The following is a 13,772-nucleotide window of genomic DNA, read 5'->3' as shown; positions in this document are numbered from 1 at the left end:
CGCACATGAGCGTGGCGCAGAACATCGCCTTCGGCCTCAAGCAGGACGGCCTGCCCAAGGCCGAGATCGACGAGCGCGTGGCCGAGATGCTCAAGCTGGTGCACATGACCCAGTACGCCAAGCGCAAGCCGCACCAGCTCTCCGGCGGCCAGCGCCAGCGGGTGGCCCTGGCTCGTTCGCTGGCCAAGCGGCCGAAGCTGCTGCTGCTCGACGAGCCGATGGGCGCGCTGGACAAGAAGCTGCGCTCGCAGATGCAACTGGAACTGGTGGAGATCATCGAGCGCGTCGGCGTGACCTGCGTGATGGTGACCCACGACCAGGAAGAGGCCATGACCATGGCCCAGCGCATCGCCATCATGCACCTGGGCTGCATCGAGCAGATCGGCAGCCCGATGGACATCTACGAGACCCCGGCGAGCCGCCTGGTCTGCGAGTTCATCGGCAACGTCAACCTGTTCGACGGCGTGCTGGTGGAGGACGTGCAGGACCATGCGGTGATCGCCTGCCCGCAGCTGGAGAACCCGATCTACATCGGCCACGGCATCAGCACCCGCGCCGAGGACAAGCGCATCACCTACGCGCTGCGGCCGGAGAAAGTGATGATCAGCGCGCAGAAGCCGGACAACCTGGAACACGCCGGGCACAACTGGGCCCAGGGCACCGTCTACGACATCGCCTACCTTGGCGGCCACTCGGTGTACTACATCAAGCTGGCCTCCGGGATGATCGTCCAGGCCTTCATGGCCAACGCCGAGCGCCACGTCGCCCGGCCGACCTGGGACCAGTCGGTGTACATCAGCTGGTACGACGATAGCGGCGTGGTACTGCAGTCATGAAATTCGCCAACAGCCTGAAAAAGCGCATGCCCACCGGGCGGCAGGCGGTCATCGGGGTGCCGTTCCTGTGGCTCTTCCTGTTCTTCCTGCTGCCCTTCGCCATCGTGCTGAAGATCAGCCTGGCGGAAGCGGACGTGGCCATCCCGCCCTACACCGAGATCTTCGCCTACGCGGACCAGCAGTTGCAGGTGCTCCTCAACCTCGGCAACTACCTGATGCTGACCGATGACCCGCTCTACATCGATGCCTACCTCGGCTCGCTGAAGATGGCCTTCATCAGTACCCTGATCTGCCTGCTGGTGGGCTACCCGATGGCCTACGCCATCGCCCGCTCCAGCCAGTCCTCGCAGACCGTCCTGCTGCTGCTGATCATGATGCCGACCTGGACGGCGATCCTGATCCGGGTCTATGCCTGGATGGGCATCCTTTCCAACAACGGCCTGCTCAACAGCGTACTGATGGGGCTGGGGCTCATCAGCGAGCCGCTGACCATCCTCAATACCAACATCGCGGTGTACATCGGCATCGTCTATTCCTACCTGCCGTTCATGATCCTGCCGCTCTACGCCAACCTGGTGAAGCACGACCCGAGCCTGCTGGAGGCCGCTTCCGACCTGGGCGCGCGTAACTTCACCAGCTTCTGGAAGATCACCGTGCCGCTGTCGAAGAACGGCATCATCGCCGGCTGCATGCTGGTGTTCATCCCGGCGGTGGGCGAGTTCGTCATCCCGGAACTGCTCGGCGGCCCCGAGACCCTGATGATCGGCAAGGTGCTCTGGCAGGAGTTCTTCAACAACCGCGACTGGCCGGTGGCGTCCGCCCTGGCGGTGGTGATGCTGGCGATCCTGATCATCCCGATCATCCTGTTCAACAAGAACCAGGCCAAAGAACTGGAGGGCAAGGTATGAGCCAGCACAGCGTATCCCGCTCCGTATCCCGTTCAACAGGCTCTCCATCCAGAAGCGTGGCCAAAGAACTGGAGGGCAAGGTATGAAGCGCTGGAATTTCTCCAACGTCATGCTGATCGTCGGCCTGCTCTTCATCTACCTGCCGATGCTGATCCTGGTGATCTATTCGTTCAACGCCTCCAAGCTGGTGACGGTGTGGGGCGGCTGGTCGGTGAAGTGGTACGTCGGCCTGCTGGACAACACCCAACTGGTCAGTTCGGTCGGACGCTCCCTGGAGATCGCCTTCTATACGGCGTTCTCCTCGGTGCTCCTCGGCACCCTGGCGGCCTTCGTCCTCACCCGCATCCCGCGCTTCCGCGGTCGTACGCTGTTCGGCGGCATGGTCACCGCGCCGCTGGTGATGCCGGAAGTGATCACCGGTCTGTCGCTGCTGCTGTTGTTCGTGGCCATGGCGCAACTGATCGGCTGGCCGCAGGAACGGGGTATCGTGACCATCTGGATCGCCCACACCAGCTTCTGCTCGTCCTACGTGGCGGTGGTGGTGTCGGCGCGCCTGCGTGAACTCGACCTGTCGATCGAGGAAGCGGCGATGGACCTGGGCGCCAAGCCCTGGAAGGTGTTCCTGCTGATCACCATCCCGATGATCGCGCCCTCGCTGGCGGCGGGCGGCATGATGTCCTTCGCCCTGTCGCTGGACGACCTGGTACTGGCCAGCTTCGTCTCCGGACCCGGCTCGACCACCTTGCCGATGGAAGTGTTCTCGGCGGTACGCCTGGGCGTGAAGCCGGAGATCAACGCGGTGGCCAGCCTGATCCTGCTGAGCGTTTCGCTGTTCACCTTCTTCGCCTGGTACTTCACCCGCCAGGCCGAGGAGCGGCGTCGCCGGGCGATCCAGCAGGCGATGGAAGAGACCGCGACCGACTGGCAGAAAGGCTCGCCGACCCCGGCCTGAGCCCTCCGCCGAAAAGAAAAGGCCACCTGCGGGTGGCCTTTTTCATTGGCGCGTCGGTGGCGGGAAATGCCTGGCTACGCTCCGTAGGGCGACGCCCGAGGCGTTATCCGCCGATACCCCGTTGTATCCGGCGGACAACCACCATCCGGCTACTCGCCCAACCCCACGCCGGCCGGCTCAGCGCTTCGGTTCCAGCACCAGCACGCCCTTGCTGTTCGCCTTCACCTCGTTTTCCTCGTAGTGCTGCGGCAGGTAGTGGCCCTCGATGTAGGCCTCGGCCTGGTCGTCGTAGTGGCCGTCGAAGGGCACGCCGCTCTGCCCGACCGGGTTGATGCCGAGGCTGTGGGTCGGGTCGGCGAAGTCCACCAGGCGCCGGGTCGATGGACCGTAGGTGACCGCCCAGGGGGCCGGGCCGATCTTCGCCGACAGATTGTTCGGTACCTCGTGGGTGCCGGGGGCGGCGAACGGACCGACGTTGAGAAGGCGCTTGAGCAGCGCCTGCTGGCCCAGGGCGTGCTCGTGGGTCAGGGTATGCGCCTTGCCCCACAGCCAGCCGGACGGGTCGTTGCCGAGGGTGCCGCGCAGATGCGCGAGGGAGGCGTTCCAGGCGGCCCTGACGATATCCGCGCGGGTTTCCCGGCGTTCTGTGCGGCGGTCGTCCCACCAGGGCGAGTCGGCGTCGGCAGCCAGCCGAGGCAGCGCGCTGTCGATGGCGCGGGTGGCGATCAGGCTGTCGAAGAAGGCATCGCCCAGTTCGTCGTGCAAGGCGCCCTCGGCAATCTGGAACAGCAACTGGTTGAACAGCGTGGCGGCGGTCGAGTCGACCGGGAAGTCGCCCTTCCAGGCCGCCAGTTGCTCGACCAGGCGCTTGCCTTCGGCGTCGTCGACCACCTCGCGCAGGACCGGCAGCAAGGGTGCGAGCAGGCGCGGCGCGTAGCCGGTGCGATTGCCGAGTTGCAGCGCGCGGCTGTTGTCCAGGTTCCATTTGGTGCCGCGGTCGGCCAGTTGGGTATCCAGCCACTGGCCGCGGTCCGCCAGGTTGTAGTAGCCGGGAATCGGCCGGCCATTGGCCGGGACCGGCTGGAAGTTGGCGGAGACGATGTAGCCGCGCGCCGGGTTTTCCTCCTGTGGGTTGTCGGCGAACGGATAGAAGCCGGACTTGTCCGCCTCGCCCTTGCTGCCGTCGAGGATGAAGCTCGGGTTCACCCCCTCCGGCCGCTTTGGCAGGGCCGCCGAGGCCCACCAGCCGATATCGCCGGCGGCGTTGGCCCAGACCAGGTTGAGTCCCGGCGAATGGATCTTCGAGGCCGCCGCGCGGGCCTTGGCCAGGGTATCGGCGCGATTCAGCTGGTAGAAGGCGTCGAGCACCGGGTTCTCGGTCTCGAGGAAAGCCCACCACATGGCGATCGGGGTCTTGCCGGAGCTGGCGCCGAGCGCGTCGTTGACGATCGGACCGTGGGGTGAGCGGCGCAGGGTGAGCTTCACCGGCGCAGCGCCCTTGACCGCGATTTCCTGCTCCTCGCTCTGCAGGTCGACCCATTCGCCCTGGTACCAGACCTGGTTGGGGTTGTCCGGGTTGACCTTCTCGGCGACCAGGTCGAGGTCGTCGTTCTGGAACATCGTCAGGCTCCAGCCGAACGCACGGTTGTGGCCCAGCGAGGCGAAGGGGTTGAGCGCCTGGTGGTGGCCATAGAGTTCGAAGCCGGGCGCGCTCAGCTGGGCCTCGTACCATACCGCCGGCGCGGCGAAGCGGATATGCGGGTCGCCGGCCAGCAGGGGCTTGCCGCTGGCGGTGCGGCTGCCGGCGACGACCCAGGCGTTGCTGCCCTCGAACTGCGGCAGGCCGGCGTCCTCCAGGGCCTGCTGGCTGAGACGGGCGAGGGCGCCGAGGTCCTTCCAGTCGCCGGCGCCCAGTGCGCCGGAGGGCGTCAGCACGCCCTGCGGATGCCAGTCGAGATCGAAGATGCGCAGGTAGTCGCTGCCCAGTTCGTCGCGGATGTAGGTCAGCACCGGCTCGGTGCGGAAGGCGGCGGCGAAGCTGTAGGCCATGTAGCCGGCGATGCTCAGGGTATCTTCGGGGGTGAAGGGACGCCTGGGTATGCCCAGCAGATCGAATTCGAGCGGCGTCGGGTTGTTTTCCTGGAACTGGTTGACCCCGTCCAGGTAGGCCTCCAGCACTTTCCAGGGCTGCGACTGCTTGTCCTGGCGGGCGCTGTATTCGGCGGCGTGGTCGCGGATGCGCAGGGTGCGGAACAGACGGTCGGTATCCACCAGCTTGGGTCCGAGCACTTCGGCCAGCTCGCCGCGCGCCAGGCGCCGCAGCATTTCCATCTGGAACAGGCGGTCCTGGGCGTGCACGTAGCCGAGGGCGCGGTAGAGGTCGGTCTGGTTCTGCGCGTACAGGTGCGGAACCCCGCGCTCGTCGTAGCGCACGTCGACCGGCGCCTGCAGGTGGGCCACGGCGAGCGAGCCGTTGCGGAGCGGCTGCTTGGCATGGAGGTACCAGGCGCCGCCGGCAGCCGCGGCGGCGACCGCCACGGCGATCACGGTCAGGGTGCGTTTCATCGATCCTTTCTCCTTGTTGTAGTGCCGAGCATTCTGCGGATGCCGCCGGCCCGCGGCATTGACCGAATGCTCGGACCCTGGAAGTCTTTGGTCAATCGCGAGGAGCCGCCATGCAGGACGACCCGTCTACCAGCCCCCTGACCCATTCCGCCACGTTGCGGCGTCTGTTGTATGAAGCCCTGGACGCCCTCGGGCTCGACCCCACCCGCGTCTACCGCAGCGTCTACCGGCGTATCCCGCTGCCGCCGCCGACCCTGGGCGGCCGCCTGGTGCATGACAACGCCCCGTTGTTCTGGACCGAGCTGGCGGCGGTGACCGGCGATGCCGACATCGGCCTGCACCTGGGCGAGGCAATGAAGCCGCGCCTGCTCGATGTGGTCGGCTACCTGCTGCTGTCCGCGCGCGACCTGGAGGAGGCGCTGCGCAGCTTCGTGCGTTTCCAGCACATTCTCTCCGGCGGTTTCGCCGCGCGCCTCGAGGTCGAAGGGGAAACGGCAAGGCTGATCCTCGACATCAACTACCTGGGCTATGCCTCGCTGCGCCAGCAGATCGAATGCCTGATGCTGCTGTTCCTCAAGCTGCTGGCGCTGATCAGCGACGACGAGTTCGTCGCCGAGCGCATCGAGTTCCGCCACCGAGCCCCGCCGCGGCTGGGCGAACACCGCCGGTTGTTCGGCAGGCTGCCGCTGTTCTCGCGGCCGCACGATGCCCTGGTGTTTTCCGCCGCCTTGCTGCGGCGTCCTTCGCGCAACGCCAATCCGGACATGCATGACGTGCTGACCCGCCACGCGGAAGAACAGTCCCGCGAACTCAGCGAGAACCGCTTGCTCAATCGCGTGCGCTACCTGATCGAGCTGCGCCTCGGGGAGGGCTATGGCTTGCGCCAGTGCGCGGCGGAGCTGGGCCTTGGCAGCGGTGCCTTGCAGCGTGCGCTGGCCGCTGGGGGAGCGAGTTTCCGGCAGGTTCGCGATGAGGTTCGCCGGCAGCGGGCGAGCGAGATGCTGTTGGCCGGTCGCGCCATCCGCGAGGTGGCCAAGGCTTGCGGGTTCGCCGAGCTGTCGCCGTTCTACCGGGCCTTTCGCCGCTGGCACGCCGCGCCCCCGGAGCAATACAGGGCGCGGCTGGCGAAGCGGGAAGAGGGTTACTCGACCAGCGGTACCTGACGGCCGATCTCCAGGGTGGCGATGGCGTCGAGCTGGATCTCGATCTGCAGGAAGCGCATGGCGCGCTTGGGCGAGACGTTCTTGGCGATGCGCTTGACGTACTTGTCGCGCAGTTCCAGACGGTCCTCCTGGAGGTCGTCGACACGCTCGATCAGCTTGCTCGCCTGGTCGTCGCTGACGTTGCCGCTGTTGTAGGCCTGGGCGTAGTCGAGCAGGAGCTTGAGGGTTTCCTTGCTGAGCTTGTCCGACTCGGTGCGGTAGGTGTTGTAGATCGGCCAGAACTTCTCGCCTTCCTGGTCGGTGAGGTTCATGTTGGCCTCGACGATGCGCTTGCGCTTGTAGTCGACGTCGGCCAGGTCGTTCTGGATCTGCGCCTGGTGCTCCTTCATCAGTTCCTTGCTGCTGGGCTGAGGGTCGTTCTGGGCGGCCATCAGTGGCAGGCTGACGAGGGCGAGCAGGGCGAGGGTGGGACGTAGGGACATGCAGCGACTCCTTGGTTCGGCAACGGCCCCTCGTGGGCCGACCCGGGCAGTGTAGCCGCTACGCCTTCCGGCGCCCCCTCCGGAAGGCCCGGTGTTGAGCCAGGTCAGCCTTTTTCCGGGGTCCAGGGGCAGTAGCAACCCACGGCGAGGGTATGGGTGGCATCCACCGGACGTCCCTGCAGCAGCGCTTCGAGGATCGGTTCGATGAAGCTGTTGCTGGAGGTGCATACCGCGCCCTCGCTATAGGGGCCGAAGTAGGCCAGGCGGCCGTCGCGGTCCCAGATCGCCACGGCCGGGCTGGCCGGCAACTGCTCGGAACCGGGCAGACCAGCGAGGGGGCGCAGGGCGGCCAGGTTGTCCGGCAGGCGGCCCTGGCTGCCAGGCTTCTGCAGGACATGGAACTCCACGCCCTTGCCGGCGAAGCGTTCGATCAGCTCGCCGAGGTGCTGCTGGTTGCCGACGTTGCAGGGGCAGGCCGGGTCCCAGAAATGCACCAGGCGGATCGCCCCCGGCCCGGCCAGCTCGGCCGGCAGGCGCAGGCTGTCGCCGGAGAACAGGGTGGTCTGCTCGCTGAACGGGCGGATGTAGCGGATCTCGAACCACCAGTAGGCGGCGAGCAGGCCGCCGGCCCAGAGCAGGCCGACCAGGCTGACGAGGAGCGTCTTGCGGCGGGGAGTCATGGCATTCACACGGAAAACGGGTGCCAAGCTTGCCATGTGTTCGCGCGCAGCTGAATATCCCTGGGTTTCGCCCGTGGCCCGGCCACGAATCGATTGCAGCCCGGAACCGCCGATGTCAGAAGCCTTCAACCCCGATTACCTGCGCCAGCACCTGCGACCCTTGGCCGCGGCCGAGGCGGACGCCGCCGTCCTCGCCTACCAGGCCTACTACGGCCTGGACCTGCGCTCCCGCCATCCGCGCCTGCAAGCGCGGCTCGGCAGCATGGCGGTCGACGGGCGCCGCCTGGCGGTGCAGGCCTGGCTGCTGCCGGAAGCGCGCGGCAGCCTGTTGCTGATGCATGGCTATTACGACCACATGGGACTGTATCGGCACGTGGTCGACTGGGCGCTGGGCATGGGCTTCTCGGTGCTCGCCTGCGACCTGCCGGGGCATGGCCTGTCCGAAGGCGAGCGGGCCAGCATCCGCGACTTCGCCGAATACCAGGCGGTGTTCAAGGGCCTGCTGGGCCAGGCTGCCGAACTCGACCTGGCGGCGCCCTGGCACCTCTGCGGACAAAGCACCGGGGGGGCGATCCTGCTGGACTACCTGCTGCACGGCGGCGAACGTCCCGAGCTGGGCGAGACGATTCTCCTGGCGCCGCTGGTGCGCCCGCGCGCCTGGGGCTGGTCGAAGCTCAGCTACCGCCTGCTGAGCCCCTTCGTCGACTCGATCCCGCGGCGCTTCTCGGAGAACTCCAGCGATCCGCAGTTCCTCGACTTCCTCCGCGAGCACGATCCGTTGCAGCCACGCACCCTGCCGACCGCCTGGGTCGGCGCGCTGACCCGCTGGGTGCCGCGCATCGAGCGGGCACCTCGGCGTGCCCTGAGCCCCCTGGTGGTGCAGGGCGAGTCCGACGAGACGGTGGACTGGCGCCATGGCCTGAAGGTGCTGCGGGAGAAATTCGACGAGCCGCGGATACTGTTGCTGGAAGAGGCGCGCCATCACCTGGCGAACGAAAGCGAGGGGCTGCGGCGGCGCTATTTCGATTTCCTGAGCGACGCGCTGGGGGCCTGAGTTCCAGGCCCCGCGTCGATCAGGGGGCGACCGCCTGGTCCACCGCCAGGCCGGCTTTCAGCGCGGCCAGGGCCGCCTGGTAGTAGCTGCGGCCGGCCGGCGACTCGGCGAAGTTCACGTACTGGGTGAGTTCCGCATCGGAGAGATCGCGGTAGACATACAGCAGGGTGTTCTCCAGGTCCGCGCCGATCTGCTGCACCAGGCGCTGGCGCTGGCCTTCCAGCAACTGGCCGGTCTGTCCGCCGCCAAGCAGGCCGGGGAGGCCCGGAAGCATCTGGCTGAGGCTGTCGGCGGCGACCCCGGCCAGGGCCAGGCTGACTTCCGCGCCGGCCTCTCGGGCCGGAAGGACCTGGGCCAGGCGCTTGACCAGGGCCCGGCGTGGCTCGCTGGCGGTCTGCCGCGGCAGGCCGTTGCTGTGCTGGAGCAACTGGTCGCGGCGGGTGGCGAGCACCTCGGCGGCGACCACCTTGCGCCCCAGCGGCGACTCGAAGAAATTCAGCGGGCTGGCGCTGTCCGGCAGGTTCTCGCGCAGGCCGTTGAGGGCGCGCTGGTCGACTTCGGCCGGGGCGAAGCGGCGATTGCTGTTGTCCACCAGGGTCTGGTAGAGCGCGGGCGGCAGCTTGTCCTGGTAGCGCTTCTGCGCCGCGTCCAGGGCATCGCTGAAATGCGCGCGCTGGTCGGGCCAGCCAGCGGCCTGGTACAGGCGTTGATAAGGGTCGGCCAGGGCGGGCAGACCAACCAGCAGTAAAGCGAAGGCGAGCAAAGCGCGCATTGATACTCCTTTGGCGGCGAAAGCCTCGTCGTTCGGGTGGTGCCGTCCATGGGGCGCTATTGTCGACATGCGGCGGACCGCTTGTCGAGACACCGGGGCGGCACGCTACAATGGACAATGCACATCAACGTCAATCATCCCCTCCTGCATCGCATCGTCGATGAACTGGTCGACCAGGGCTGGTCGCACCAGAGCATCTTCATGCCTGAGCGTCTGACCACCAGATTGGCCGAAGAGTGCCGCACCCGTGCGGTCGCGGGCGACCTGACCCCGGCGGCGATCGGCCGCGGCGACGGCCAGGTGATCCGCGAAGGCATCCGCGGCGACCTCACGCAATGGCTGGAGCCCGGAGAATCCGAGGCCTGCGACGAATACCTGGGGGTGATGGACAGCTTGCGCCAGGCGCTCAACGCCTCGCTGTTCCTCGGCCTCGAGGATTTCGAGTGCCACTTCGCGCTGTACCCGCCGGGCGCCTATTACCAGAAGCATGTCGATCGTTTCCGCGACGACGACGCACGCACCGTCTCCGCGGTTCTCTACCTCAACGATGCCTGGTTGCCCGAGCATGGCGGCGCGCTGCGCCTGCACCTGCCGCAGCGGCAGGTGGACATCCAGCCGACGGGCGGTAGCCTGGTGGTGTTCATGTCCGCCGGCACCGAGCACGAAGTCCTGCCCGCCAGCCGCGACCGGCTGTCGCTGACCGGCTGGTTCCGCCGGCGCAACGAATCCCTCCTGCAACTCTCCTGAACCCTCGGCGGCGTCGCCGCCTCAGTGACCCCAGACCTTGATCGTGCCGCGCAGGTCGGTGATGTCGCGCAGTTCGATGCGGCCGATCGAGTTGTCGCCGATGTACAGGTCGCTGGCCACCCGCAGGCGGATGCGCTGCGCCGGCAGGCCGCTGGCGATCAACTGGTCGTTGATGGTGGCGAGGTCCGGCAGGCTGATCGCCAGTTGCTGCCCGCCGCCGCTGCCGGTGGTCACGTCCAGTGCCAGGGTCGGCTGCTCGACGCCGAAGATCGGCAAGCTCAGGCCGAGCTGGGCGGCGCCCAGGGGGATGTTGCCGCCGCGCCCGTCCGGGCAGTCGCCGGCCTTCACGCAGCCGTTGTCGATCACCAGGTTGCGCAGCGAGAGGCTGCCGCCGTCGTCCACCCAGGCGACCCTGGCCGCGCCGGCGCGCAGGTCCAGGCGCAGGCTGATGCCGGCCTGGCCGGTGACCTGGCTGAGACTGTCGTTGTCCAGGGCCTCCATGGCCGCCTGGCTGGCAGCGCTGGCGAGCAACGCGGGGGCCAGGAAAAACGGTAGAAGCGAGCGGGTCGGGAGCATGACGGGCGGGTCCTTCGCGGTTGCGCGGGAAGCCAGTCTGCTCGGGGCGGCGGAGGTTCGCCATGGGCCGCCCGCAGTTCTATCCTAAGGATCGGCAAGAAATAGCCCTGGTCCCCGCCATACGGGCGCTGGAGCGCTACCGCGAGGCCTAACTCCGGTTGGGTGGAGGGCGGGTTTCCCCGGTGCTTCCCGGCTACTGTTACCGGGCGTGACCATCGGCGAGCGGCGGGCTACTCTGTGTGCCTGTCAAAGGGGTGGAGCATCCATGCAGAAGGTTCTGGTCAGCCGTTGCCTGCTGGGCCACCTGGTGCGCTACGACGGTGGCAGCCATGGCCCGTTCGACCTGCTCTCGCGCTGGCATGCGCAGGGGCGGATCGTCGCCCTTTGCCCGGAGGTCGCCGGAGGCCTGCCGACGCCCCGCCCGCCAGCGGAGATCCCCGGCGGCCAGGGCGGCGAAGTGCTGGACCGGCTGAACCGGGTCTTCACCGTCGACGGCGAGGATGTCAGCGAAGCATTCCTGCTGGGTGCGGAGGCGGCAGTGGAGCTGGTCCGCCGCCATGACATCCGGATGGCCGTGCTCAAGGCGCGCAGTCCTTCCTGCGGCAACCTGGAGAACTACGACGGGCGCTTCAACGGCAACCGGGTCGCCGGCGAGGGCGTTACCGCCGCCGCCCTCAAGCGCATGGGCGTGCTGGTATTCAACGAGGATGAACTGGACCGCGCCGCGGTCTGCCTGGCCGGCCTCGACGCCGGCGGCTGAACGCTCAGCGCCGCAGCGGCGCGGTCAGGCGGTTCTCCAGGGCTTTCTGCACACGCTCGAAGAGTGCCGAAAGCAGCCAGTAGATCCCGGCGGCGGCGAGATAGAGCGGCAGCGGCTGGAAGGTCTCGGCGATGACCTCCTTGGTCGCCAGCATCAGTTCGGTCACGGTGATCACGGAGATCAGCGAGGTGTCCTTGATCAGGCTGATCAGGCTGTTCGACAGGCTCGGCACCGCCAGGCGCAGGGCCTGCGGGGTGATGATGTTCCACAGGGTCTGGCCCCAGGTCAGGCCGACCGAGAGCCCGGCTTCCCATTGTCCCTTGTCGATGCCGAGGATCGCCCCGCGCATGGACTCCGAGAGATAGGCCGCGACATTCAGGGTCAGCGCCAGGATGCCCGCGGTGACCGGGGTGAACTCGATGCCTACGCTCGGCAGCCCGTAGTACAGGACGAAGATCTGCACCAGCAGTGGCGTCCCGCGGAAGGCGCTGACGTAGACCGCGGCGATCTGCGAGACCACCGGCACCTTGGTCACCCGGACCACCGCGACGCTGAAGCCGAGGATCAGGCCCAGGACCATCGATACCGCGGCGAACAGCACGGTATACATCGCGCCCTGGAGCAGGAAGGGCCAGGCCATCCCGAGCAGCTCGACCAGGTTGGCGAGCCATTCGAGCAATTTCTGCAGCGAATTCATTCAACACTCCATCGACAAACACGACGGCCGCGTCTCTCGGGCGCGGCCGCTTCCCCCGTTCGGGCGGGAACTCACTTCGGCGGCTGGCTGACGTCCAGGCCGAACCACTTTTCCGAGAGCTTGGCGAAGCGGCCGTCGGCCTTGATCTTCTCCAGCGCCGCATTCAGCGCCTCGCCGAACTTCGGATTGTTCTTCCGGTAGGGAATCGCCATGTTCGCCACCGGTCCCACCGCCGCGCCGGGCTTGACCGGCAGCTTGGCCTCGCGGATGGCGAAGGGGATCAGCAGGCGGTCGTTGAGCGCCGCGTCGATGCGTTTGCTGGCCAGGTCCTGCAGGTATTCCGGGGCGCCCGGATAGGTGCGCACGTTGACGCCGGCCACCGACTTCGCCAGGTCGGCGTAGTTGGTGCCCTGGCCGACGCCGAGCTTGAGGCCCTTGAGGTCTTCCAGCGACTTGAACTGGCGGGTTTCGTCGGCGCGCACGATCAACTGGGCGCTGGAGATGGTGTATGGCTCGCTGAAGTCGAAGACCTTGCGCCGCTGCTCGTTCACCGAGACCTGGTTCAGCGCGATGTCGTACTTGCCGCTCTGCAGGCCGGCGAGGATGCCGCTCCATTCGGTGGTGACGAATTCCGGCTTGACCGCCAGTTCGGCGGCCAGCAGTTCGCCCAGTTCGGTCTCGAAGCCGGTGAGCTTGCCGCCCTGCTTGAAGTTGAACGGCGGATAGGTGCCCTCCAGGGCGATGCGCAGGGCGCCGCGCTGGTGGACGTCGTCGAGCAGCTCGGCATGGGCCAGCGGAGCGGCCAGGGATACCAGCATCAGCAGGCGGGGCAGAAATCGCATGTAGTACTCCTCGGGTGGGAATGAACGTCGGTCGGGCCTATGCTGTTCGTTCAGCTTAGCCGGGCCCGCGTCCTGGACAATCGCGAACCTACTGGGTTGCATGCGGTCTTTCCAGGGGTTGCGGGCATTGACCCGGATTATGTGCGCGAGCGCCGCTCTAACACGGGCTTCGCAGTGGAAATCGCTGTGCCAGCGATGCCTTTCCCTGATTCGGAAGGCACGAAGAGTGCCGGGGAAATTCCGTCCAGTGGTGTTTCCCGGGTGCTAACGGAAGTGAAAACAGGAGACTCCCATGAGAGTGACATTGCCTTGCCTCGGTCTAGCCGCCCTGATGTTCGGCGCATCCGCCAGCCTGATGGCTGCCGACCTGCCCCGGACGAAGGCGCCCGAAGGGGCGAAAGTGTATTTCATCACGCCGGCCGATGGTGCAACCGTCGACAAGACCTTCACCGTGAAATTCGGCCTGAAAGGCATGGGCGTGGCGCCGGCCGGCGTCGACATGCCGGATACCGGCCACCATCACCTGTTGGTGGACCTGAAGGAGCAGCCGGCGATGAACCTGCCGCTGCCGATGACCGACAACATCCGCCACTTCGGCAAGGGCCAGACCGAAACCGAGATCACCCTGCCGCCGGGCAAGCACACCCTGCAACTGCTGGTGGGCGACAAGAACCACGTGCCGCTGGAGCCGACCGTGGAGTCGGAGAAGATCACCGTTACCGTCAAGTGACGGAAACG

The 13,772-nt window shown here is 67.1% G+C and carries 15 protein-coding genes; 8 read left to right on the top strand and 7 right to left on the bottom strand.

What is annotated here, in order from left to right; genetic code table 11:
• From HMPREF3014_RS17885 to HMPREF3014_RS17875, 3 genes are all read left to right on the top strand, one after another.
• Positions 1-836: TOBE domain-containing protein (locus tag HMPREF3014_RS17885; RefSeq protein ID WP_049330595.1), on the top strand; the 836-nt coding region annotated here is incomplete at its 5' end.
• Positions 837-862: 26 nt separating this feature from the next.
• Positions 863-1,744, top strand: a complete 882-nt coding sequence (locus HMPREF3014_RS17880; RefSeq protein ID WP_073647949.1) for an ABC transporter permease subunit — start codon at positions 863-865, stop codon at positions 1,742-1,744.
• A gap of 82 nt (positions 1,745-1,826) precedes the next feature.
• Positions 1,827-2,696: an ABC transporter permease subunit gene (locus HMPREF3014_RS17875; protein ID WP_003084307.1), complete on the top strand. Its 870-nt coding sequence runs from the start codon at positions 1,827-1,829 to the stop codon at positions 2,694-2,696.
• 177 nt (positions 2,697-2,873) lie between these two features.
• Here the strand turns inward: HMPREF3014_RS17875 and hacB are convergent, their stop codons facing one another.
• On the bottom strand, positions 2,874-5,261 hold the full coding sequence (hacB, locus tag HMPREF3014_RS17870) for an N-acylhomoserine lactone acylase HacB (protein ID WP_016263945.1): 2,388 nt from the start codon (positions 5,259-5,261) through the stop codon (positions 2,874-2,876).
• Positions 5,262-5,371: 110 nt separating this feature from the next.
• Here hacB and HMPREF3014_RS17865 point away from each other — a divergent pair, with 110 nt between their 5' ends.
• Positions 5,372-6,424 carry an AraC family transcriptional regulator gene (locus HMPREF3014_RS17865; RefSeq protein WP_003112941.1) on the top strand — a complete coding sequence of 351 codons (1,053 nt, stop codon included), beginning with the start codon at positions 5,372-5,374 and terminating at the stop codon, positions 6,422-6,424.
• On the opposite strand, the gene HMPREF3014_RS17860 is transcribed toward HMPREF3014_RS17865, so the two are convergent.
• On the bottom strand, positions 6,403-6,906 hold the full coding sequence (locus HMPREF3014_RS17860; RefSeq protein WP_003112942.1) for a transcriptional regulator: 504 nt from the start codon (positions 6,904-6,906) through the stop codon (positions 6,403-6,405). The genes HMPREF3014_RS17865 and HMPREF3014_RS17860 overlap by 22 nt on opposite strands.
• Before the next feature lie 104 nt (positions 6,907-7,010).
• Positions 7,011-7,622 carry a DUF6436 domain-containing protein gene (locus HMPREF3014_RS17855; RefSeq protein WP_003118762.1) on the bottom strand — a complete coding sequence of 204 codons (612 nt, stop codon included), beginning with the start codon at positions 7,620-7,622 and terminating at the stop codon, positions 7,011-7,013.
• Between the two features lie 76 nt (positions 7,623-7,698).
• Here HMPREF3014_RS17855 and HMPREF3014_RS17850 point away from each other — a divergent pair, with 76 nt between their 5' ends.
• The gene (locus tag HMPREF3014_RS17850; RefSeq protein WP_003084318.1) at positions 7,699-8,640 is read left to right on the top strand and encodes a phospholipase BipL; all 942 of its coding nucleotides are present in this window, start codon (positions 7,699-7,701) and stop codon (positions 8,638-8,640) included.
• A 19-nt stretch (positions 8,641-8,659) separates the two neighbouring features.
• Here HMPREF3014_RS17850 and HMPREF3014_RS17845 read toward each other — a convergent pair whose 3' ends face one another.
• Entirely contained in the window at positions 8,660-9,412 is a 753-nt protein-coding gene (locus tag HMPREF3014_RS17845; RefSeq protein ID WP_003084320.1) for a hypothetical protein, read from the bottom strand.
• Positions 9,413-9,460: 48 nt separating this feature from the next.
• On the opposite strand from HMPREF3014_RS17845, the gene HMPREF3014_RS17840 reads away from it, so the two are divergent.
• A complete protein-coding gene (locus HMPREF3014_RS17840; protein ID WP_003118764.1) occupies positions 9,461-10,159 on the top strand; it encodes a 2OG-Fe(II) oxygenase in 699 nt (232 codons plus the stop codon).
• A 21-nt stretch (positions 10,160-10,180) separates the two neighbouring features.
• On the opposite strand, the gene HMPREF3014_RS17835 is transcribed toward HMPREF3014_RS17840, so the two are convergent.
• Positions 10,181-10,735 carry a DUF6160 family protein gene (locus HMPREF3014_RS17835; RefSeq protein WP_003084327.1) on the bottom strand — a complete coding sequence of 185 codons (555 nt, stop codon included), beginning with the start codon at positions 10,733-10,735 and terminating at the stop codon, positions 10,181-10,183.
• A 265-nt stretch (positions 10,736-11,000) separates the two neighbouring features.
• On the opposite strand from HMPREF3014_RS17835, the gene HMPREF3014_RS17830 reads away from it, so the two are divergent.
• Complete coding sequence (locus HMPREF3014_RS17830) at positions 11,001-11,495, top strand: 2-thiouracil desulfurase family protein (RefSeq protein ID WP_003112945.1); 495 nt, start codon at positions 11,001-11,003, stop codon at positions 11,493-11,495.
• Positions 11,496-11,499: 4 nt separating this feature from the next.
• On the opposite strand, the gene HMPREF3014_RS17825 is transcribed toward HMPREF3014_RS17830, so the two are convergent.
• The gene (locus tag HMPREF3014_RS17825) at positions 11,500-12,192 is read right to left on the bottom strand and encodes an amino acid ABC transporter permease (RefSeq protein WP_003084339.1); all 693 of its coding nucleotides are present in this window, start codon (positions 12,190-12,192) and stop codon (positions 11,500-11,502) included.
• Positions 12,193-12,263: 71 nt separating this feature from the next.
• Positions 12,264-13,034, bottom strand: a complete 771-nt coding sequence (locus tag HMPREF3014_RS17820; RefSeq protein ID WP_003112946.1) for a cystine ABC transporter substrate-binding protein — start codon at positions 13,032-13,034, stop codon at positions 12,264-12,266.
• A 292-nt stretch (positions 13,035-13,326) separates the two neighbouring features.
• Here HMPREF3014_RS17820 and HMPREF3014_RS17815 point away from each other — a divergent pair, with 292 nt between their 5' ends.
• On the top strand, positions 13,327-13,764 hold the full coding sequence (locus tag HMPREF3014_RS17815) for a DUF4399 domain-containing protein (RefSeq protein WP_003084345.1): 438 nt from the start codon (positions 13,327-13,329) through the stop codon (positions 13,762-13,764).
• Positions 13,765-13,772 lie beyond the last annotated feature (8 nt).

It is taken from the genome of Pseudomonas sp. HMSC065H01 (assembly GCF_001815235.1).
In the GTDB taxonomy this organism is placed as follows: domain Bacteria; phylum Pseudomonadota; class Gammaproteobacteria; order Pseudomonadales; family Pseudomonadaceae; genus Pseudomonas; species Pseudomonas aeruginosa.
Note: the sequence above shows the minus strand (reverse complement) of the source record. Positions and strands in the feature narration are given on the sequence as shown.

Excerpts from the sequence above, each read along its gene's own strand:
- HMPREF3014_RS17880 (WP_073647949.1), top strand. The coding sequence starts at position 863 with ATGCCCACCGGGCGGCAGGCGGTCATCGGGGTGCCGTTCCTGTGGCTC.
- HMPREF3014_RS17875 (WP_003084307.1), top strand. The coding sequence starts at position 1,827 with ATGAAGCGCTGGAATTTCTCCAACGTCATGCTGATCGTCGGCCTGCTC.
- hacB (WP_016263945.1), bottom strand. The coding sequence starts at position 5,261 with ATGAAACGCACCCTGACCGTGATCGCCGTGGCGGTCGCCGCCGCGGCT.
- HMPREF3014_RS17865 (WP_003112941.1), top strand. The coding sequence starts at position 5,372 with ATGCAGGACGACCCGTCTACCAGCCCCCTGACCCATTCCGCCACGTTG.
- HMPREF3014_RS17860 (WP_003112942.1), bottom strand. The coding sequence starts at position 6,906 with ATGTCCCTACGTCCCACCCTCGCCCTGCTCGCCCTCGTCAGCCTGCCA.
- HMPREF3014_RS17855 (WP_003118762.1), bottom strand. The coding sequence starts at position 7,622 with ATGGCAAGCTTGGCACCCGTTTTCCGTGTGAATGCCATGACTCCCCGC.
- HMPREF3014_RS17850 (WP_003084318.1), top strand. The coding sequence starts at position 7,699 with ATGTCAGAAGCCTTCAACCCCGATTACCTGCGCCAGCACCTGCGACCC.
- HMPREF3014_RS17845 (WP_003084320.1), bottom strand. The coding sequence starts at position 9,412 with ATGCGCGCTTTGCTCGCCTTCGCTTTACTGCTGGTTGGTCTGCCCGCC.
- HMPREF3014_RS17840 (WP_003118764.1), top strand. The coding sequence starts at position 9,461 with ATGGGGCGCTATTGTCGACATGCGGCGGACCGCTTGTCGAGACACCGG.
- HMPREF3014_RS17835 (WP_003084327.1), bottom strand. The coding sequence starts at position 10,735 with ATGCTCCCGACCCGCTCGCTTCTACCGTTTTTCCTGGCCCCCGCGTTG.
- HMPREF3014_RS17830 (WP_003112945.1), top strand. The coding sequence starts at position 11,001 with ATGCAGAAGGTTCTGGTCAGCCGTTGCCTGCTGGGCCACCTGGTGCGC.
- HMPREF3014_RS17825 (WP_003084339.1), bottom strand. The coding sequence starts at position 12,192 with ATGAATTCGCTGCAGAAATTGCTCGAATGGCTCGCCAACCTGGTCGAG.
- HMPREF3014_RS17820 (WP_003112946.1), bottom strand. The coding sequence starts at position 13,034 with ATGCGATTTCTGCCCCGCCTGCTGATGCTGGTATCCCTGGCCGCTCCG.
- HMPREF3014_RS17815 (WP_003084345.1), top strand. The coding sequence starts at position 13,327 with ATGAGAGTGACATTGCCTTGCCTCGGTCTAGCCGCCCTGATGTTCGGC.